The following is a 20,059-nucleotide window of genomic DNA, read 5'->3' as shown; positions in this document are numbered from 1 at the left end:
TTCAGCGTTCCTCCTTGGGGGGATTCGACTCGGCGGTTTTCGGCGGTGCTGTGTCCGCGGACGGCCCGCGGTTTGCGGCGGCGCCGGCATCCTTGAGGAGCTCTTCCGCCTTCAGTCCGAGCCGCTGAATGGTCGCCTGGACCCTGGGCCATTCTTCGCCAAGAAACTTCTCTCGTTCGCCCTGCAGCAACAATCTGCGCGCGCCGGCATTGATGAACATGCCGCGGCCTCGCCTGGTTTCGACCAGCCCTTCGTCCACCAGTTGCTGGTAGCCTTTCAGGACCGTGAGCGGATTGACGCGATAATCGGCGGCGACTGTGCGCACGGAGGGCAACGGATCGCCTTCCTTGAGAACGCCGTCGAGTATCATCGCGACGACACGGTCGCGAAGCTGGCGGTAAATCGGCTGATTGTCATTCCACTCATGGTCCATCAGGTTTCAGGTTGCCTCTAACGGGCGGCGGCTGTTTGCTGATTTGCGCGCTGCAAGTCCAGGTGCGCGTGCATCAGCTTGTCGCCCTTCAACTCAAACGTCCAGTCCTCGGTGTGATGGTTCGCGTCGATAAAGGTGAACACTGCGTGCTGCATGTGGCCATACTTGGTGTTTCCGGCGACGTCGAGAAAATCAAATTCCACGGTCTTCCCGTCCGGCGACACCCTGGCGGCCATACGAGGCCGGTTTCCGGCATCACAATAATGCGTCAAGAGCAGCCGATCACCGTCCAGATAGAACATGGTAACCGGATGATCGTACTTCGTGGGATCGTCTTTTCCGGCCTCGCCCATCTCATGCACCAGAGCGTTGCCGCGGGAGGTCACGCGCAGCGTGACGTCCCCAATCGCGCCATTTCCCATCTCTTTCATCGGCGGGTCAGTGGTGATTGTGGCGTGCCAGGTACCAGCGAGAGCTTTGAGTTTGTCGAAAGACGTTTGCGCGTCGGACGGTGCGGCAGTCTTTTGCGCGTCCGGCGGTGCGGCAGACTTGTGCGCGTCGGACTGCGCGAAGGCGATGGTTGAGAACGACAGCAGAACAACAGGTAGCATACAACGAAGAGATTTCATGTTTGATTCTCCTTACGAATTCATTTCTTCTTGTGCGGCTCGGGTCGGGCTAATCGCTGAGGTATTTCAGTTGGGATTTTCGGAATCAGTGCGTAGCATTCCCAAGGCGAAGCACACTGTTATAGTTAACTACAACACTAATGAAATGTCAATTGCTTTTTGATTATCATCTATCCCCATACAAACAATGGAGTAAATTGGCAATCGCCGCTCTTGGACCCGAGGCATCCTAGCTTCGCCGAGTCGGTTATTCGGACCAAGCCCGTGTTCGCCAGACACTCCAAAAACTCTGGTTAATCCAGACCGGGATGTTCGTGACCAAGCAAGAAGGGCTGAGTGCTGAGGGGGACAAACGGCGCTGTGCGGTCACTCCTGTGCCTGAAGATCGTTTCGGCTCCACAGCGATAACGCCAAGCCGACGATCATCATTGCCAGGAGTCCAAGGTTCACGTAAAAGCCGGGTGGCGTTCCGGTCCTGACAATAGGTATGAACTGGAGAACCAATTTTCTGCTCAGGTGTTCTAGTAGAAGCAACGCAAACATGAAGGGAACCATGCTGCGATATCGAACCAAAACCAAGATACATAGCAGACAAAACATGAACTGGGCGAGTCCCCAGATCGCGAACATGGCAACCACCGTCTGTGCGGCGGCGGAGGGAAACGTGTCAAGGGGGATTCCGTCGGCGGAAGTCGCCACCGAGTAACCGTTGAAGATGGAGTTAAGGCTCATAGCGATCTTCATTAACATGAGCAGGGCAAAGAGCCAGAGCGCGAGCTTGTGACCGCGATAAGCATTGTCAACGCGCTGAGGAAGAAGCTGGCTGGAAATTCTGGTCTTGAGACGTGGTGCTGCTTCTGCAATCCGTTCCGTCATTTCAGGGCCTCCTGAGCGACAACGGAGCGGAACCGGGAGGAGACCATTCCACCCGAGCATAGGGCGCACTCCATCATGGAGACACATACGAGGACTGAAGGCCGAGAGTTCCACGTTTCCGCAGGGCAGTACGCTCCCACGGGTTGCGCTTTCGTTGCGGATTCGTGACGACACCGTAAGACGCAAAGCAAACAACAAAAAGCCGGGCTTCCCCGAAAGTGAGTATGGGAAGCCCGGACTGGATTACGGCAAGTGTTTTCGCTAACTTGGGAAGTTCACCACAGGTCCAGTGAGCTGACAGTCGATGATGTGTGAGGCTTCAAGAAGCCTGGGTTCTCCCAGCAACCCTGGTCTCAGGATCGCGGGTGCCAGAGTTGCCTGTGAGCTATAGGTTTCATTCTTGCATGGCTCACCTCTTCGCCCAAGCTTTTCTATCTCAAGTCTCTCTTGCAAGCCCGGAAAGGACTTGAGAATCTGCTTATTGAAAAACCTGATCGCGTGCTCCTTCCGTTCTTCTTCATCGTGGGGGCTTGCCAGCAGGCCAACCCCGAAAAAGAACGTCCATCCGGACTCCGGACAGGTGGACGCATACTCTTTGGGCACGTCCGAACATTCACCACGTTTGTGGTCCTCGCCGGTGCGGGAAGATCCCGGCCGTTCTTCGCCGTGCTTCCTGCATTCATCCTGATACCGCCTTATCAGCTCGGCGCAAGGCGTTGGTCCAATCAGATCTTCACCCAACATCATCCTCACCTTGGACTGGTCAGTCACGTCGTATTCAAGAACATGATTGACCGGCATGCAGCCATGGCGATCATGGTGCCTGAATTTCACCGGCGCTGGCGGTGGAGTGAACGTGATCCTCTTGGGAACGGGAAGATCTATGGTCACGAAATAGTCTTTCTGGCACCACTCGTCAGTGCGAACATTGAACGAGGCCAGTCCTGTGTCAATCTCCGGTTCGGTTTGGGTTCTCAGCCCTTCAGACGACAGTTCAAAGTTGTATACCCGGTTCGTCGGCTGGGGTCTGAGAGGGCCCTTGTGGTCGCGCCGTTTGGGGTCATCAAAGAAATAAAACTGATGCTTATCGTTCTCCTCTCTCGGCGTGAATATCCGGATGCGCGAACCACGGTCCTTCTGCACCACGATCGCAAATGCCCCGTCAACTACGACACTTAGCTTTCCTGACGCTGCGGGACGGGGCGGGTAGCTGCTGCCTTTGGCTTTATGCTGGCCGGCGCCCAACGTGCTGGCAATGGGCATTGCAAGCAGACCTCTGAGCAAATCACGTCTGTCCATGGGCTTTCTTCTCCTTAAAGCACTAAACGGAGCCCCGCAACTTTTCCCTAGCCAGGGCGCGCCCAATTATAGGAGGCTTGGGTCTAGTTTGCTCGTCCGGCCAGATCCAGGCCGGCCCAAAAGTAAGGATGACTGTGAGCGCGGAGGACGTTGTTCCTTGCATGAAACATGGCTTGTGCGGCGGTTTCGCCTTTGCCCAAATGTTGAAAGAAGACGGCCATAAATTCTGATGTGCTCTGGGAGTCCACATCCCAGCGGGTGGAAATGACATTCGGGACGCCCGCAGCCTGAAATGCGCGCACCAGATTTGCGGGGTCAGACGGACCATTCTCGTTGCTTGCTCCGCTGGAGCAAGCTTCCAGCACCGCTAATTTCAATCGCTTGAGGAGTGTTGGACGAATATCTTCAGCCCGGATTCGCTCATCTCCCAACACCAGGACCGTGCCGGAGGCGTCGTGAATGCCGTGGCTTATTACCAGGAGGATCTCACTGGCCGGCAACTTGAGATCCATCTCTGAGCGGGAAGCGTGCTTCGGCGTCAGTACCGTCGCATGGGAAAACTCCGCCACAATCTTGTCTACCAGTTCATCTTGACCAGGCAAGTTGCTCGAGCCTTGCACCACCAGCATAGGGGAACCGTTGGCCACAGGCACCGACCGGCGAAGATCGTTCTCGCGGTAAATTCCCGGAGACGCAGTTACAGCATAGTCTTGTCCAAAAAAGCGTCCATCAGAGCGCACAAGAGCAACCAGCGGAAGGCTAGACAACTTCTCGTCCATCTCAACGACCACTGGTTGGCCGGGCGAGATTTCGGCCAGGACAGGCTCCAGGAAAAGAGCGCCCAGTGCCTTGTCAGTCCTGAGGAGGTCGTCCTGGCTGGATTGTGGACCGGGGGGCGTGGCGCATTCGCGGGCAAAAGCACTTACCTTCTGTTCCAATTCGTATGGATTGATCTTTACCGCGTGTCCCTTGATGCCGTTTGCGCTGACCGACCAAATCTGCAAGCGGTCTTCAAAGACCGCGTAGATCAGGCGCGTTTCTGATAGAGAGACTTGAAGCGGGAAGATCTGCGTTTGCTGCTCCTTCCACGAGGTCTTCGCGGCATGGCTGTCCTGTTGCGTCCGGCTACCATACCATTCCCAAAGCTTCAGAGCGTCGACGTCTTTGCCTTGCTGCAAGAGAACCAAGGCAAGCCCGCGATACACTGGGTCTGCCCCTTCGACCCACTTAAGCCGTTTCGCTTCATCATTTAATGCAGGGAGAGCTTTTTCCGCAATAACGATTCCTGCTTCGTACTCCGCTGCTGCCTCGCCATACCTGGCGAGATGACGATAACTGTCTCCGGATACTGTGCGGAATGCCATGACCAGGAATTCGTCAGTAATCCTCGGTACACGTTCGGCGGCTGGCTCGAGTGTGTCTACCGCACCTTGCGGATCGCCCATCTTCAATTGGGTTTGCGCGAGACCGATTTTTACAAACAAGACGTACTTATCTGCCGACGGCTCATTAGGCGCCCGGCCCAGAAACAGGTTGGCTTTTCGCGTGGCTGTTCTTGCCAAGTCATCTTGTCCCAGGTTCACGGAAACCGCACTTAGCCTCCCATAAAGCGTCCCCTTGAGGATCACACCTTCATCTTCGGGGGGATACGCCTCCTGAATGCCGATGGCTTGTTCAAGCAAGGCTTGCTGTGCATAGAGCAGATGTTTCTTCTCGGCATACTGCTCCAGCACGATGCACAATTGATACAGGCGGTCGGCTGGATATTCTCCTTCCCCGTAAAGGCGAAGCCCGTCAACGCCTCTGCGCCAAGACTCTTCGTCACGGTGCTGGAGACGCTCAATTCCTGCGCTGATTCCCATGACGCGCAAGCGAAGCACGGGGAAACGGAATTTTCCCGCAATCTCCTGGCTGGCATTGAGCTCATTTTTGGAGGCTTCAAAATCTTCCTTTAGGTTCAGGCATGTTGCCCTCACCAGTGCCACCTGGCCCTGCAGCGAGCGGTAGGCGGTAAGGGCTAACTGTTTCTGCAGCACACCAGAACGTGCAACACACTCTCGGGCTTCCACTTCGCGCTGGTTGGCGTAGATGTCTTCATAGCGGGCCCTCAACTCTCCCGCAAGGTTGTGATGCTTCGCAAAGAGGCCCGCAGCGTGTTCGGCCCGGGCTGCAGCCGCCCCGTAGAGCCCCTGTTTGTTCTTTGCAAAAGCCTCAGCCAGTGCTTTGACTGCGTCTGCTTGATCAGGATGAATGGCGTTAAGAAAATCACGGAGCCATGGGTCGGAGTGTTGCTCTGCCAGCAGGTCGGCAAGCTTACGGGTATAGAGGGCGGCTTTGCTCTGAGGGTCGTTTACGGCGATGGGAAGCCAATATCGGATGGCGACGTCTTGATACTGCTCTACCTGGGCCTGGAGTAGGCCGTCGTCAGGGAATTCAGCCGGGCTGCGGCTCTGCTGCTTGGGTGCTTTTGATTTTGCTCTCTCCAGGCGCGTCCTGGCGTTCTTGGCCCACTCGCTCGATGAATCGGCCTTGAGATATTCGTTCCACCGTGCTACCGCCAGCTCCCAGGCATTAATATTTTCGTAGGCAACCGCCAAGTCGTACAACGCGGCCTTGCGGTCTTCATCGGGAAGCCTGGGCCGCTTGAGGACGCCCTCCAGCAGGTCAATGGTCTTCGGCAGATTCGGGTGGTCTGACGCGTAGTAGCTGATGGCCAGCTCAATTTCCAGGCTGGGATCGTCGCGGCCTTCTGCGCGGGCGCGCTCAAAATCGCTGGCGGCTCTGGCGGCGCCGCTTCCCGTGCCTTCAAGCAACGTTGTGAGTCCTTCCACCTCAAGCCATTGCGCGTCCATGCGGCCAGCGCTTTTCTGGGTCAACAGAATCTCTTCGGCCTTCACCAGCGACAGGCTTCTCTTCGGCTCAGATCCCGGCCCCATCTTGATCTCGTAAGGGGCGTAGGGAGCGCCGGGGATTCGCATCTCCAGCGTCTTTTGTTCTGGGTTGGCTGCAAGCGCCAGGGCTTTGGCCTTGGTTGGGGAGGGCTTGACGCCCGACACGATCAAGGTCGTAACCCCGGTCGTCGCCACCACGAGAAGCAGGGCGGCGACGGCCCCGGCAGCCCATCGCGGCGCCGGGAGCTTCGGAACCATGCTCCCCGCTACCTTTTTCAACCAGTCCGCAATGTTGAGTGGTTCACGCCCGGGGATATTTTCTGCGACAAATTTCTCTCGCCACGCCGCGGTGGCCGTGGACCGCTGGGCCAAGAAGGCGGCGGCTTCCTGTGGCATCTCTTCAGAAAATTCTTCCAGGTAGCTTTGCAGCAACGGCCCGCAAAAGTCGCAGTGGGCTGCGTGATGAATAGTGGCCGCCACCAGCTCTGCCGGGACGAGTCCGGCGGCCAGGTTGGCGATTGTTTGGTTGCTGGGACAGTCCTTGTGTCGCGCGCGCGCCACTCTGGTCTGTTCAAGACCGAGCTGAGCGCGTTGCAGTTGCAATGTGCGACTCAGGCACGTTCCGCACTCGGACAGGTGGGTATCAATCAGAGCATCGCGGGCGTCCGGTCTATCGCCGGGTCGCGACCGCAAGTACTCCTTGATCTCAATATCCGCTAGGTGGTTGGATTGCTGGCTCACAGTCCCCGCCTTTTTTTCTTTCTCAACATAGCTAACGTCCCAACCTGGGGAAACCCTAATCCTCTTTTTCCTCATCTTCCGCCGGCGGGTCCGTATCGGGGCCATTGAACCTGCCGCGCAATAATCGAGTGACGGTCCACAGAGCGTATTCAACTTGCTTTATTTTCATTCCGATACCGGGAATCTCCGCAATCTGCCGGGCGCTAAAACCTTGCTTGAAATACAGCCCAAAAATGCTGCACTCAATTTCAGACACCCGCGTCTTTAGGTAAGCGTCCATCTGGTCGAGCAGAGCGTCACGCTCCGCCCGGACCTGAAAATTTTGCGGGTCAGGCGGGTCAACGTACTCCTCCAGCGGCTCCTCATTTCTCCTGGCGATGCTGCGGTAGTAGTCTTTCGCGACGTTGGAGGCCACAGTCTTGGCAAACTTAAAAAGGTCCCCGTCGCCATTTTGGAATTCAAATTCGCGCAGAGCTTTGGCATTTTTATCCAGCAGCTTTTTGAGCGTATCTTGGGTCAGGTCCTCCACGCACTCCTGCGTTGGCCTGGTCCAGCCGGCAAGGTTCTTGTAGACCACCCCGGCGATGGTGGGTTCCAGTCTGAGGATCAACTCACTCCACGCAGCTTCATCTCGTTCCGGTTGGAGACAACGTTCCAGCAACCTCTGAATCGAAAGATCAGGGTAGTTATCCATGGGGCGGCTTGCGAAGTGAGATTGTAACGCAATCCCGCAGGGTCCTCAGCGACCCGTTTTTTGTGTCCCATCTTGGCGGTGACGGCAGTGTGTTCCAGGCATGGCCGGCCGGGTCACCCCAAAGTACACCGTGAAACCTTCCAGGTCAGTTCACCCGACCCACCAGAAACATTGTCCGCGCCAGATATTTTTTAGGGGATTTCGTCTCCCCGGCGTTAGATATGGCAGGCGACAAGTCTTTCTCGCCGGGTCAGCGTCAGGGCGCTTACCAGAGAAGTAAGGAGACGGATCAGTATGTCCACAGCGCAGTGTCTACCGCTCCACCAATTTGATGCCAGCTACATCAGCAAACTTGGGGCCCGGGACAGTGAGGTCGAGGCCCACTTTGCCTGGTACTTCAGCCATTTCATGACGGGCAGCCTGCGGCGTCGTGCCGCTTCCACGGAACGGATCAACGACATTCGCCAGGAAACCTTTGCCCGCGTCCTGGCGGCGGTCCACTCTGACCAGGGAATACGGCGCCCGGAATGCTTTGGGGCGTTTGTAGCTTCGGTTTGCCGCAATGTTCTCTACGAATCGTACCGTAGTGACCGCTTTGAGCCGCTGGACGACATGCCGCCTCAGCTGTCCGATCCGGTCGGCAGTCCGGAAGCGATGTACACCGCCTTTGAGGTCCGAAAACAGGTTCGCGGGGTGCTCCGGCAGATGCCGAACGACGAGGAAATGTTGCTGCGCGCAGTGTACCTGGAAGAGCGCGATCGCGATGAAGTCTGCCGCGAACTGGGGATCAGCCGGGGCTACTTGCGAGTGTTGCTGCATCGCGCCAAGCAGCAGTTCCGGGCACGCTTCACTAAAACGGCCAACACCAGACCGGAAGCTCAGCGGTCCAAAGCTAGGACGCGTCCCGTCCGCAGCAGCAAGCCGGGCATGAACGCAGCCTGCCAGAGGGTGGATCGCGGAACACGGGCCCAAGTCAAAACTCCGCTGATCGTAATCCAGGGCGGCCGCAGTCTGGCCGTCGCCGCTCACGCTTGATCTCCAACGCTCTCGGCTAGCCTGAAAAAATCTGAATGAGCTTGAGATGCCGCGTCTTCTCCACAGGGGCGCGGCATTTCGATTCTGGCCGCTCAAACCTTTGCGATAGAGTCGCTTACACGCTTGGTTGCACTTTAAATTGGGCCCTTATTTTAACCTGCTTTTAACATTCACTTCACATTCCAAGACCTTGGTTGTGGCTAGAATAGGCGGGAAGTTTCGCCCCGCCCTCCTTTTCGGCTGGCCCAGAAAGGTAGTGAGTATGAAGATTGTGCGTCACCCATATCACGCGAGTATCGCCCCCCAGGCAGCCACGCCGGAGTCTCTGTGGCACGTAGTAGTCAAGATTGACGGATCTTCAGAAGTGCTGGTCCAGCACGAGGCATCCAGCAAGGAGGACGCCTGCTGCACCGCCATGCTGGAATTGGTGCGCTTGCAGCGCAAAGTCGGACCCTCAAGCTCTCAGGTTCCAGAACTGCGCCGGGCCTGAGCAGCGGCGGCCTGCCGCTTACATCCGGGCCCGCCGCAAACCCCTGCATTAGATTGTTCCAATGATGGCCATTTGGCCCAGTCTGGCCATCGCTGTGACAACCGTCACCGCCTCCAAGTAGCAACCTCATGGACAATCATGGTTGGTGTTTGCTCTTTGCTGCGAGGAGGTAGACGTCATGATACTCACCTACAAACTGGTTCGCGCGATTGAATCGCACTCAGAAGAGTTGGCCGCCGGCCTGGTCGCCAAAGTCAAGGAGTGCCCGCTGCTGCCGGAGTACCACAAGGTCCCCCCGGAGGATTTGAAAGCCAAGGTCGGCGAAATCTACAGCCACCTGGGCGACTGGCTTTTGAGTCGCAGCGAGGGCGACATCGGACAACGCTATTTGGAGATCGGCAGGCAACGCGCCGCGCAAGGCGTGCCCCTGAGCCAGCTCAACTGGACCATTGTTCTTACCAAAGAAAACCTGTGGGAATTCCTGCGTCACGGCCCTGTTGCCGCCGACCTGGCGGAAGTGTGCGGCGAACTGGAAATGCTCCAACTGCTCGACCAGTTCTTTGACCGAGCGATTTACTACGCCGCCGTGGGCTATGAGCGCGCCCACGCTGAGGTCGCGGAAGCGGCGCTGGCGAAATAGAGCATTGCTACAAAAGGAGCGTCTCTGCCCCAGCCTGCGGCGCTTCTGCTATCTTTGCCTTTATGATCAGGCGCCTGGGAATCCTACTGTCGCTGTTTGCCCTCTTGCTTTCTTCGCACGCCGCTGAACGCTACTCCAAAGCTGGGCCAGTGTCCCTGGACAAAGAGGGCCGGCGCTGGGCGCAGCAGACGCTGAGGAAAATGTCGCTCCCGGAAAAAGTAGGGCAAATGCTCAGCGTCCGCTACTTCATGGACTTTGAAAACTTTGACAGCGACGCCTACAAGCAGTTCCGCGATCAGCTGCAGAAATACCACATCGGGTCCGTAGTCATTACCGTACACGTGGACGGAGCAACGCTGCTCAAGAGCCCGCCGCTGGAAGCTGCAATGATGACCAACCAACTGCAGCGTGAGTCCAAGTGGCCGCTGCTCATCGCCGCCGATTTTGAGCGTGGTCTGGCGCAGCGCATGGTTTCCGTTCCGCAATTTCCTGAAGCCATGGCATTCGGCGCCGCGGGAAATCCCGCTTACGTTGAGCGGTTCGGCGCGATTGTCGCGGAAGAGTCGCGCGCCGTGGGCATTCACTGGAATTTTTTCCCGGTAGCGGACGTCAACAGCAACCCCAGCAATCCCATCATCAATACACGCTCTTTCGGGGAAGACCCGATAGCGGTGGGCGACATGGTGGCGGCCTTCATTCGCGGCGCGCGCGCCCACGGGATGCTGACCACCGCCAAACACTTTCCCGGACATGGAGACACCGCAACGGATTCGCATCTGGGCGTGGCTCTGGTGCCCAGCGACGCCGCGCACATGGCCGGCGTGGAGCTGCCGCCCTTCAGGAAAGCTATTGCCGCCGGCGTGGATTCCGTGATGGTGGCTCACGTCACGGTGCCTGCCCTGGAGCCCGACCCAAACAAAGTCGCCACCATCTCTCCGGCGGTGATCAACGGAGTGTTGCGCAAACAACTTGGCTTCAAAAACCTGGTGGTGACCGACGCTTTGGAAATGCGCGGGCTGACCAGCCTGTATCCTCCGGGACAAGGCAATCCTGCGGGCCGGGCTGCGGTGGACTCGGTGAAAGCCGGCAACGACATGCTGCTGCTTCCCACCGATCTGGACGGAGCGTTTCAGGGCGTCATCAACGCCGTCCGTCGCGGCGAGATTTCAGTGGCACGCATTGACGAATCCGTGCTGCGAATCCTGGAAGCCAAGGCTTCGGTCGGTCTGCACAAAGCGCGCTACGTGGATCTGAACAAGGTCCCGTACCTGGTGAGCCGGCAGGAGGACATGCAATTCGCGCAGCAGGTGACCGACGACGCCGTGACGCTGGTCCGCGACAACGGCCAGGTGCTTCCGCTGACGCGGTTGCAGGCGCCGCCGACTGAAGGCGAAATCTACCGCCCACAAGTCAAGCAGGACCGGCAGGTGGTGACCATCGTGATCAGCGACTCGGTGCGCGGCGGCTGGGGACGCGGGTTTGAAAACGCTTTGAAGTCCCGCCGCGCCGACGCCACGGTCTTCTATGTGGACAACAATCTGGCCGCCGTGCTAACGCCGGAGATTCTGCAGGCAGTGAAAGAAGCGGGCAAAGTCGTGGTCGCGATCTATGTTTCGCCGTCCGCCGGCAAGCAGGTGATGGTGGACGGCAAACTCGTCAACAGCGTGGGACTGGAGCAGGCGTCCGGTGACGTGTTGCGCCAGGTGCTGGACGTGGCCGCCGCCAAAACCGCGGTGGTGGCCATGGGCAACCCCTACGTGGTGCTGGGGGCGGGCGGCGTCCAGACTTACCTTTGCACCTACTCCAGCATCTCCGGGGCAGAGTTGAGCGCGGTGAAAGTGTTGTTTGGAGAGCTTCAGCCGCGCGGCAAACTGCCGGTAACGCTGCCGGGAATCGCGCCAAGGGGATTTTCTCTGGAGAGAAGCGGCGCGCGCAAGGCGCAGTAAGCAAATCGCAAGAGATTGAGCCTGAGCTAACGGCCGGTGTAGACCTGCAGAGGCGCCCAGTAGTAGGGGGCGCTGTGGTAATCACCCGAGTGGACCAGTTTGAGTTTGGCGGCGCGCAGGGCTTGAGAAGCCGTTTCGTGTCTGTGCAAGCCAGCATACAGACGGTCCATCACACTTGGGTTGGACTCGTCGTCAATGTTCCACAGTGCGGCGATTACCTGGTGCGCTCCGGCGCGCAGAAACGCGCGCTGCAAGCCCAGCAGGCCTTCTGACGCTCCCAGGTCTGTTCCCGCGCCGTAGCAAGACGAGATGGTGACAAGATCAGCCTGCAACTTGAGATTGTCCTTCACAATGTCCCGTGCCAGGAGCTGGTGAGCGCCATGCGCGCCCCGGGAAAGGATGAGAGCTGAGTCCAGAGGCTCAGAAGGATCGGCGGTCCCGTGGGTGGCAAAGTCAATGTATTTGAATTGACCCGGATGGCCATCCAGATACGCTTCAGGAACCGCCGCCCCTCCAGAAAGCCTTCTGACCTCGGCGGCAGGGAAGTGCTTCTCTATGTTGCGCATCTCTTCCACAGCATGGGGAGGCCTGGGAAAGTGCGGATCAACTTCCTCCGGCGCCCCGATCAGCAGGAGCCCGCGTCCCTTGCGATGTATGCCTTGACCGGCCAGAAGCAAATCCAGCGAACTGGCGTTTTCGATTTCAACATCGTCAATCCAGTAATGAGGGCGGCCATCATCGGAGATCAAAGTCTCCAAGTTCATCCGATACAGGGCGCTGTCCGCAACCAGGACCACGTGGGCCCCGGGCGGGACGAAATCACGAACGGGCTTTACCAGAATCTGGTAGAGCTTCATTTGTGCCGGGCTGGCATCCAGGCCGGCCTGGTCTTTGATCTCCTTCGCGTACGATGCGGCCAACGTTTCCAGCTCATTCTGGTCCGTTGCCAGCCTCTTTACCTCCAGATGATTTGGCGTAATGGCCCACACAAAGGCCTCATTCTCGGCTTCGTAATAAGCCAGGACCACGGCCTTTTCGGCCCGCAGCATGGTTTGTATCCGTGCCACCCAAGCACGCGCATTTTCCCGGTGCGCTTTTACGCCGAGCTGTTCCGTCAAGGCGCGCGCGCGCGCGAGTTGGGCGACTTGCAGAGATCTTTCGGGATGATTTCGCCTCACCAGAAAGGCGACATAGTCGTTGAAGATTGGCCAGTTGCCGCCCATGGTTGCAATATCAATGTTCTTGATGCTGCGCTGGAACCACTCGTCGGCTTGAACAGGCTGGTCCTGGCGATCGTAGATCCGGGCCAGTTCAGCTTGAACGGCCCATTCGAGCCGGTGGTTATCGCGGACCTGGGGCAACAGCGCAAGGAGAAGCGAGGTGGCATGAGAATCGCGTTTTTTGGAGGCGATGAAGGCCTCATCAAGATTCCAGTCTCGGAGATCGAAGCCTTCGAGCTTGAGCTTTTTCGATTCCTGATGATACTGCTCGGCCTGCTGGATGTTTCCGTACCCTCGTTCGATTCCCACAAGATTGTGCAAGCATTTTGCCTGGATACTTTGGTCGCCAAGTGCCCGAGCTGCCTCGAGCGCTTTCTTGTAGTACTCCCGCGCCATACCCGACTGCTCCATGTTTTCGTAGGCGCGTCCAATATCCAGCTGCCACTTTTCCTGGTCTTCGACCTGATGAAGTGTGACGGCGAGTTTTTCAGCGGCCTTGGACTGCTCCAGTGCTTTGTCGAAGAGCCCCAACTCCGTATAGGCGTACCCAAGCCTTCCCAGAGCGCGTTCTTCGAAATAGCCGGCTTGCAAGGCGCGGCTGGATTGCAGCGCCTGTACCAACCAGTCCTTACCTTTCTCGTTCTGGTGTTTGCGCAGCGCGCATACCCCCAACCAGTAGAAGGCCTCCACTCTGGTGAAATCGTTAGCATGCTTGGACTGGATTGTCTGCTGAAAGAGTTTCTCGGCGTCATCCTCCCGCCGCCTGGCAAGTTGGCACTGGCCCTGGTACATGGCCAGTTCGGCTCGCATGGCCTGGTCAGCGCCCGCAAGCCGCACGGCTTCCACGAAACTCTGGTCGGCTTCCGGATCTTTGCGCAGCGTGCAGTATGCCGAGCCGAGGGCCAGCGTCCGGGGCCATACTGCTTGCGGCGGTATCGCGGAAACTGGTTCAGCATGCAGGAGTTGAAGAACGTCGTAGGCTTTATCGTGGCGCAAAAGAACATGGGCCAACAGAATACGGAAATCCCAGTTGAGCTCAGGATACTTGGCGGACCGGGCTATACCGTCTTGCGCAGATTTATGCGCTTGATCGTCATAGCCACGCTGAAACTGCTGGCGGGCCTCCAGGGCCTGCTTTTCCAGGGAGGCTCGCCTATTGCAGCCGGTAATGAGCAGGCAGGCGATAACAAAAAGCGCGCAGCTTAACCGGGCCCGCTGCCTGACGAGGTAGGTCCCGTGCCGCCTCCGTAGCCGGATGAGCACATTTGCACACGAAACATGGTTAGAGTACGGGAATGACGGGTCACGGTCATCTCCGCCAGTCGGATCACGCCAAACTTGGGGATGCAGATGATTGACCCGTAGCCTTCGAGCTCGGTGGTCTTGTTGAGGTCGGCCAGGTCGAGATGGTTGGCCGCGGAGAGCCTGTAGCGCCCCAGGTCGGCCGGTCTCTTTCCAGGTTTCTTCCATTCCTGCACCATCTTGGTCATGCCGCGCAGGGCATGGTATTCGTCTTCAATCCTCTTCCGCTCGGCAGGGCTCTCGTCGCACAGGCAGCTACCCAAGAGCCATTGATCTTTCTTCCCGCCCTGGTGCGACTTGATAAGTTTTGAGTAAGTATCGTTATCGTGAAACAGTTTTGTGTCCAATTCTACATCGATCTGGTGCCCGGCGATGCGCAGGTTCTCAAAGTAGCTGCCGGTGATGTCGAAGCTGGCCTCGCCGCTATCGTCGGCTGGACAATATACCGCCATGCGGGAGACCACACGGTCCGCGGTAAGCATGTCCGCGACATTTACGCCTTCCAGGACCGACCAGGCGTGAGTGGTATGAATATTGTGGCAGTCATCGTAGCTTCCGCCTACTTCAGAGTAAGCTCTCTCGAAAGAAACTAATCCATCTACTTTCAAGCCAGGATGGTTGTTGGATCCGTGTCCTCCGTGGCCGGCGAGGACGGTGGAAGCTTGCGGCGGCAGGCTATGTTGCTTGGGCCTTTCAAATTCTGCGGCCAAAGCGAATGCCGAAGCATGGTATACATATTGTGAATGGTGGCGCGAGCAAGTCATAGTTTGTTCTCCAATGAGCTGGGGCAATAAAGAACACCCATCGGGACACCGATATGGTGCAAGGCTAAAGCCAGCCAACTGCTTCAGCCAACTGAATGAAACCGATTGTACTACCTTCATCGTGGCACGAGATAGCGCCTGGGGGAGACAAGTTGCGGGCGGATGCGGCGGAGGGGACAGAGTAAGGTGCAGTTAGTTCATGAACCGCAATTCGAAATCGCTCCCGCCTACCTCTTTCACGGCGCCGTCACTGGTGCGTCCGGTAACAACCATAGAATAACGGCCCTCGCCTAACGATTCAGCCAGCACTGCGATGGTAACCATATCGCCCGTTTGGCTTGCTGGCAAAGGCACCACGTACCGCACCTTGCCTGAGACTGCACTGATCCGCGCTTGGTAGGAGACATACTCTCCTTTCGGCTGGTATCTCACTGCCAAGCTCAAGATGCTGTTCTTCGGCGCAAGTATCAGGTTGGGATCGCCGGCTCCATGAACACTCCCTACCAGTGTAGAACGCAATTCGAGCTTGGGTTCCTTCAGCTGCGTGATCATAGTTCTCTGATATGAGCTCCAGCTCCCGGTGAGCAGCAGCAAGGCGAACGCGCTGGCGAAGGCCGGCTGGCGGAAGCTGGCCATGATGCGGGCCAGCAAGCCAGGGCGCGGCAAGGGCACGACTGCGGTCATGGCCGATTCGCGGATAGCAGCGGCGACGTCAAAGCCAAATTTCACCTCATCAGAGCATTCCCGGCAGCCGATATAGTGCTCCTCAAAAGCGCTGCACTCTTCGTCGCGCATTTCCTTCAGCAAATAGCGCACAGATGCTTGCGTTTTAATTGCGTGATTATGGTTCATTGCGTTGGTTTCCATACAGATCCTCGTTCCAATCTATTCATCGTCGTGGTCATCCGCCGGTTTTGCATTACCATCAACCAAGTACTTCCGCGCTTTCTGCTTGGCCCGGCGGACCAGGCCGCGTAAATAGTCCCTGTCCACCCCGAACTCTTCGCAGATCGTGTCTTTGTCCTTCTCGTCCAGAAAAAGCCCGCGCAGGATGCCCCGGTCGCGAGGCGAAAGCTTTTCCAGCATTTCATGCACTGCCGTCTTGGTTTCTTTTTGCAGCAAGAGCCCTTCCGGTCCAAGATACTTTGCGGGAATCTCGATCCCGTCCACATCCTCATGCAGATGCCGCAGGGCATCACGCCGGTACTCGTGATAGACGTTGTCGCCGATCTTGCTGACAAAGCCGCCGAGCGCCTCCGGATGACGGACCCCCGTTCCCCCGCGAATGTTCGCAATGGCACGCTTCAGCGTCTCCTGCACCAAGTCGCCAATCTGGTCGGCCTGAACTCCGCGACTGCCAAACTTCGGCCGCAATAATCTGCTCGTAAAGTAGGCGACGAAGTGATTTTCCGTGGCCGGGTCCTGGGCCTCAAGCCGCCGGAGGTAGTCCGCGTCAAAGGTGAAGAATTCCACTGGTCTTGTACTTGTAGGCGACCAGTATACTTCACGCTTCGAGCGTACATGTTTACGTTCCGGCCCGCTGGGCAAGACACAAGGAACCTTTGGCTGGAGCAGCTTTTGCCGGCCCTGCCGCGATTCTTTCGTTCCTGCCAGTGCGCCTATCAAAATCACCTCACAACTCTTAGCTACCTATCGCTCAAAACAGCCTCCGGGGACGTGGCAGATCCGAGCCGAAAAACAGCCCAGGCTGGCCTTCACCCAGCATCAGTGCGGAAACCGCCGTCGCTGTTGCCAGCAGACCAGACTGGTCCACTACCGCTTGATGGGCGGACCGGACTCCGTGCAAAGCCGGTCCTAAAACTGGAGTGCCGGGCCAGGATCCGTCCTGGCGTTGCCGGGCAAGCAAGCTGTCGGCAACGGACCGCGCCCTGCGCATGCGGAGCCGCGACAAGCAGCGGAGCAGCAGAGCAACATCGAACGAAGTTTCCGGGTTCTCCAGCGCCGTCAGCTGGCAAACTCTATTCAGCCGCGACCACGGCGCCAGCGCCGCATCACAATCCAGGATTTCCGAACAGATATAAAAACGGTCAGAACTGTTGCCCGCCTGCGCCGTGGCGGGCATGGTCAAATGCGAAGCCAGATAGTCTTCGGTTGAGGAGTCAAGGTCCCCGAGCGCTTTGACGGCCAGCGCGGTGGTTGCCGGACGAGTCGCGCAGTCACAGCCTTCCACGTCCGAACTTTCCAGCTCTGTTCTAGGACGGACGGCGAACCCGCCACCCGCGCAACGGCAGCGCTGCAGCCAGTCCAGGACCGAGCGGGACACGGTGCGACCATGCTGGCGCAAAGAGATGACGGCCCACGCTGTGGATTCCGCGTCAGCGGGTGCGCCAGCGGCGCTGCTCCAGACGCCTTCGCTTCGCGCTTGCAGAATCCATTCCAGCGCCAAGACAATCTGCTGTTGCTGAGACGAGCGGAAACAGCTCGCCGGCAAATCTCCCAGGCGGGCCAACACGTAAGCGGTTACCCAGCGATCGGGAACTCCGTTCCGCCCCTGCAACTCCATCCAACGATGTTCTTGCTGCTGGGCCAGGATGAATTGCACGCCCAAAGCGATCGCCTCCGCAGTCCGCCTGTCTGTCCCAGCCCTGGTCTGCTCGGGGATGGCCTTCCTCGACATGCCGGATCGTGCGCTCAGTTTTGGCTGTCTGTCGGTCAAGGCTCTCTCCATCCCGGCGTGCCGCCTTTCATGTTTCTTCTGCTGAAATAGTGACCAGTTCGGAGAAAACGGTGCGGAGGTGGCGGTAATTAATTTGAAGATGGAGTTAACTGCAAGATAATAAATAACTTAACAAAATATTGCTTGGCGTCCCGGCGAGATCCGGGTCTCTTCGTAACTATTAAGAACGTTGAGAACGCAGGCTTTATTAGATTGATGTCACGAATATGCACGTCCTGAAGTAACTTAAAGCGCGTCGGCAATTGCTGTCTTCAGAATGTAACTGTTTCTTGCAGCTGGCATTAGCTTTGGCAAGACCTGCCAATATTAGGTACCAAAGAAACATTAAATTTTCTAATTTTATGGATTTACCTCTGTTTTTTCGGCTACTTTGTATTCGCGTTAGCGGCCTCTTCCGGAACCACTTAGGCCGTCAATGACAAGCAAGCGCGACCTCCGAGCGCTGACAAAGCAGACGACGGATCCATCCACAAGCGGACAACCGCCCATGCCTTGTCGCGCCTGAAGTGTCCCCTCTCAGGAGCTCTCACAAACATGAAAAAGAGTCGACGCGATATCCTCAAACTTGGGGCGATGGCGGGCGCAGGTCTGGTACTGCCCAAAGTTGCATCAGCCCAAACTCCCAACACGCGGGTCCCCGTGCCCGGCGGAGTGACTTTCCATGGTCACGTTTCCCATCCGCTGGGACAGCTGAAAACTGCTGCCGGCACCCTTGCGCAGTTTGTTGACCAACTGCCGATCATGCCGGTGATTCATCCTTCGGCAACCGGCGTGACGCACATTCGAATGTTGCCTGCTTTGCAAAAAATCCACCGCGATCTTCCCGCCACGCCGATCTGGGGCTACAACGGCATCTGGCCTGGACCGACGATGGAAGTACGCCGGGGCACGCCGGTAAAGATCAAGTATCACAATGATGCTTTGCCGACCACGCATCCGTTACCGGTGGATTTTACACTTCACGGTTCGGAAGCGGACAAGCCGCAGGTGCGCAACGTTGTCCACCTGCACGGCGCCAAGATCCTTCCTGAGAGCGACGGCTATCCCGAAGCTTGGATTTCACCGGACGGAGTGACTGGCCCAGTCCTGTTCAACCCGGACGCCTTCGTTTACCCCAACGACCAGCAATCTACCCTGCTCTGGTATCACGATCACACCCTGGGCATCACCCGATTGAACATGATCATGGGACTGGCCGGCGCTTACATCATTCGCGACGCGGTGGAAGACTCGCTCAATCTGCCCAAAGGCCAGTTTGAAATTCCACTGATCATGCAAGACCGCTTGTTCAACCCGGATGGAACTCTCCTCTATCCCGTCGCCCTTGACGGCACGCACCAGTTCTGGATCCCCGAATTCTTCGGCGACACCATGTGCGTGAACGGCAAGGCATGGCCGGTACTGGACGTGGAGCCGCGGCGTTATCGTTTCCGCATGCTCAACGGTAGCAACGCGCGCTTCCTGAACATGCGCATTGTAAAGACCGACGCACACGGCACTGCGCACGGCATGGCGGGCCCGAAGTTCAACGTAATCGGCACGGACGGCGGTCTCTTGCCGGCTCCCGTTTCCCTGACCACGCTGTTGCACGCCCCGGCTGAGCGCTTTGACGTGATCATTGACTTCACCGGCAAAGGTGGACAGTTCTTTGTTCTCAAGAACGACGGCCCAGCCCCGTTCCCGGGCGGCGGTGAAGTGGTGCCCACGGAGATCATGATGTTCCGTGTTTCCAAGCCGCTGTCGTCGCGCGACACGTCAACCATTCCGTTCGTGTTGAATCCCGACCCGATGGACATCAACCCGAATTCGGCCACGCGCACCCGCGACGTGGTCCTGACCGAGTTGGACCGCGCATCGGACGGCTTCCCCATCATCGGCCTGCTGGACAACAAGAACTGGGACGATCCGGTCACGGAAGATCCGAAAGCCGGATCCACCGAGATCTGGAACATGATCAATGACACCGGTGACGGACACCCGAAACACATTCACCTGGTGCAGTTCCGGATTCTCAGCCGCCAGCCGTTCGACCAAACGACTTACGACAACACTGGGCAAATCGTATTCACCGGTCCGCCGCAGGCGCCGGCTCCTGAAGAGCAGTTCGCTGCGAAAGACGTGGTGAAGGCCTTTCCGGGCGACGTCACCAAGCTCGTCATGAAGTTTGACCTGCCTACGGGAACGCACGTGGTCCCCGGGCAGAGATACAAATTCGTGTGGCATTGCCATATCCTGGAGCATGAAGACAACGAAATGATGCGCCCGATGGATGTGGTGGGGTAGCCCTAGCCCCCAAGGATGTGGCTGGCTGATCTTTCATGGGGCTCAGCCAGCCGCTACTTGAGGCGAGTTTAAGTTCCGCGCATGACGGCACGGCGGCTTGCAGTCGTCGCCGGGCGGT

At 57.8% G+C, this 20,059-nt stretch carries 15 protein-coding genes; 5 read left to right on the top strand and 10 right to left on the bottom strand.

Going from position 1 to position 20,059, the window contains the following annotated elements; genetic code table 11:
• Window position 1 precedes the first annotated feature (1 nt).
• The 6 genes from LAO20_02630 to LAO20_02605 form a co-directional block, all read right to left on the bottom strand.
• Window positions 2-433: a GntR family transcriptional regulator gene (locus LAO20_02630; GenBank protein MBZ5530304.1), complete on the bottom strand. Its 432-nt coding sequence runs from the start codon at window positions 431-433 to the stop codon at window positions 2-4.
• A 17-nt stretch (window positions 434-450) separates the two neighbouring features.
• On the bottom strand, window positions 451-1,044 hold the full coding sequence (locus LAO20_02625) for a hypothetical protein (protein ID MBZ5530303.1): 594 nt from the start codon (window positions 1,042-1,044) through the stop codon (window positions 451-453).
• Window positions 1,045-1,428: 384 nt separating this feature from the next.
• Entirely contained in the window at window positions 1,429-1,938 is a 510-nt protein-coding gene (locus tag LAO20_02620; protein MBZ5530302.1) for a hypothetical protein, read from the bottom strand.
• 261 nt (window positions 1,939-2,199) lie between these two features.
• Window positions 2,200-3,237, bottom strand: coding sequence for a hypothetical protein (locus tag LAO20_02615; protein ID MBZ5530301.1), 1,038 nt, complete (start codon window positions 3,235-3,237; stop codon window positions 2,200-2,202).
• Between the two features lie 83 nt (window positions 3,238-3,320).
• On the bottom strand, window positions 3,321-6,869 hold the full coding sequence (locus LAO20_02610) for a CHAT domain-containing protein (GenBank protein ID MBZ5530300.1): 3,549 nt from the start codon (window positions 6,867-6,869) through the stop codon (window positions 3,321-3,323).
• Between the two features lie 55 nt (window positions 6,870-6,924).
• On the bottom strand, window positions 6,925-7,479 hold the full coding sequence (locus LAO20_02605; GenBank protein MBZ5530299.1) for a sigma-70 family RNA polymerase sigma factor: 555 nt from the start codon (window positions 7,477-7,479) through the stop codon (window positions 6,925-6,927).
• Window positions 7,480-7,857: 378 nt separating this feature from the next.
• Between LAO20_02605 and LAO20_02600 the strand changes: the two genes are divergently transcribed.
• The 4 genes from LAO20_02600 to LAO20_02585 all read left to right on the top strand — a co-directional run bounded on the left by LAO20_02600 (window position 7,858) and on the right by LAO20_02585 (window position 11,674).
• Complete coding sequence (locus tag LAO20_02600) at window positions 7,858-8,598, top strand: sigma-70 family RNA polymerase sigma factor (GenBank protein ID MBZ5530298.1); 741 nt, start codon at window positions 7,858-7,860, stop codon at window positions 8,596-8,598.
• Between the two features lie 262 nt (window positions 8,599-8,860).
• Window positions 8,861-9,088 carry a hypothetical protein gene (locus LAO20_02595; GenBank protein MBZ5530297.1) on the top strand — a complete coding sequence of 76 codons (228 nt, stop codon included), beginning with the start codon at window positions 8,861-8,863 and terminating at the stop codon, window positions 9,086-9,088.
• A 178-nt stretch (window positions 9,089-9,266) separates the two neighbouring features.
• Window positions 9,267-9,728, top strand: coding sequence for a hypothetical protein (locus LAO20_02590; GenBank protein ID MBZ5530296.1), 462 nt, complete (start codon window positions 9,267-9,269; stop codon window positions 9,726-9,728).
• A 62-nt stretch (window positions 9,729-9,790) separates the two neighbouring features.
• Entirely contained in the window at window positions 9,791-11,674 is a 1,884-nt protein-coding gene (locus LAO20_02585) for a glycoside hydrolase family 3 protein (protein MBZ5530295.1), read from the top strand.
• Window positions 11,675-11,700: 26 nt separating this feature from the next.
• On the opposite strand, the gene LAO20_02580 is transcribed toward LAO20_02585, so the two are convergent.
• From LAO20_02580 to LAO20_02565, 4 genes are all read right to left on the bottom strand, one after another.
• Entirely contained in the window at window positions 11,701-14,364 is a 2,664-nt protein-coding gene (locus LAO20_02580) for a CHAT domain-containing protein (protein MBZ5530294.1), read from the bottom strand.
• Between the two features lie 788 nt (window positions 14,365-15,152).
• Entirely contained in the window at window positions 15,153-15,827 is a 675-nt protein-coding gene (locus LAO20_02575) for a hypothetical protein (GenBank protein ID MBZ5530293.1), read from the bottom strand.
• Between the two features lie 18 nt (window positions 15,828-15,845).
• Window positions 15,846-16,433 (bottom strand): sigma-70 family RNA polymerase sigma factor, encoded by a 588-nt coding sequence (locus LAO20_02570; protein MBZ5530292.1) that lies wholly within the window; start codon window positions 16,431-16,433, stop codon window positions 15,846-15,848.
• A 184-nt stretch (window positions 16,434-16,617) separates the two neighbouring features.
• Entirely contained in the window at window positions 16,618-17,637 is a 1,020-nt protein-coding gene (locus tag LAO20_02565) for a hypothetical protein (GenBank protein ID MBZ5530291.1), read from the bottom strand.
• Between the two features lie 762 nt (window positions 17,638-18,399).
• Here LAO20_02565 and LAO20_02560 point away from each other — a divergent pair.
• On the top strand, window positions 18,400-19,941 hold the full coding sequence (locus LAO20_02560) for a multicopper oxidase domain-containing protein (protein MBZ5530290.1): 1,542 nt from the start codon (window positions 18,400-18,402) through the stop codon (window positions 19,939-19,941).
• The last annotated feature ends 118 nt before the right edge of the window (window positions 19,942-20,059 follow it).

It is taken from the genome of Terriglobia bacterium (assembly GCA_020072815.1).
Classification (GTDB): domain Bacteria; phylum Acidobacteriota; class Terriglobia; order Terriglobales; family Acidobacteriaceae; genus Angelobacter.
The sequence above is the reverse complement of the archived record's forward strand: the minus strand, read 5'-3'. Positions and strand labels throughout refer to the sequence as shown.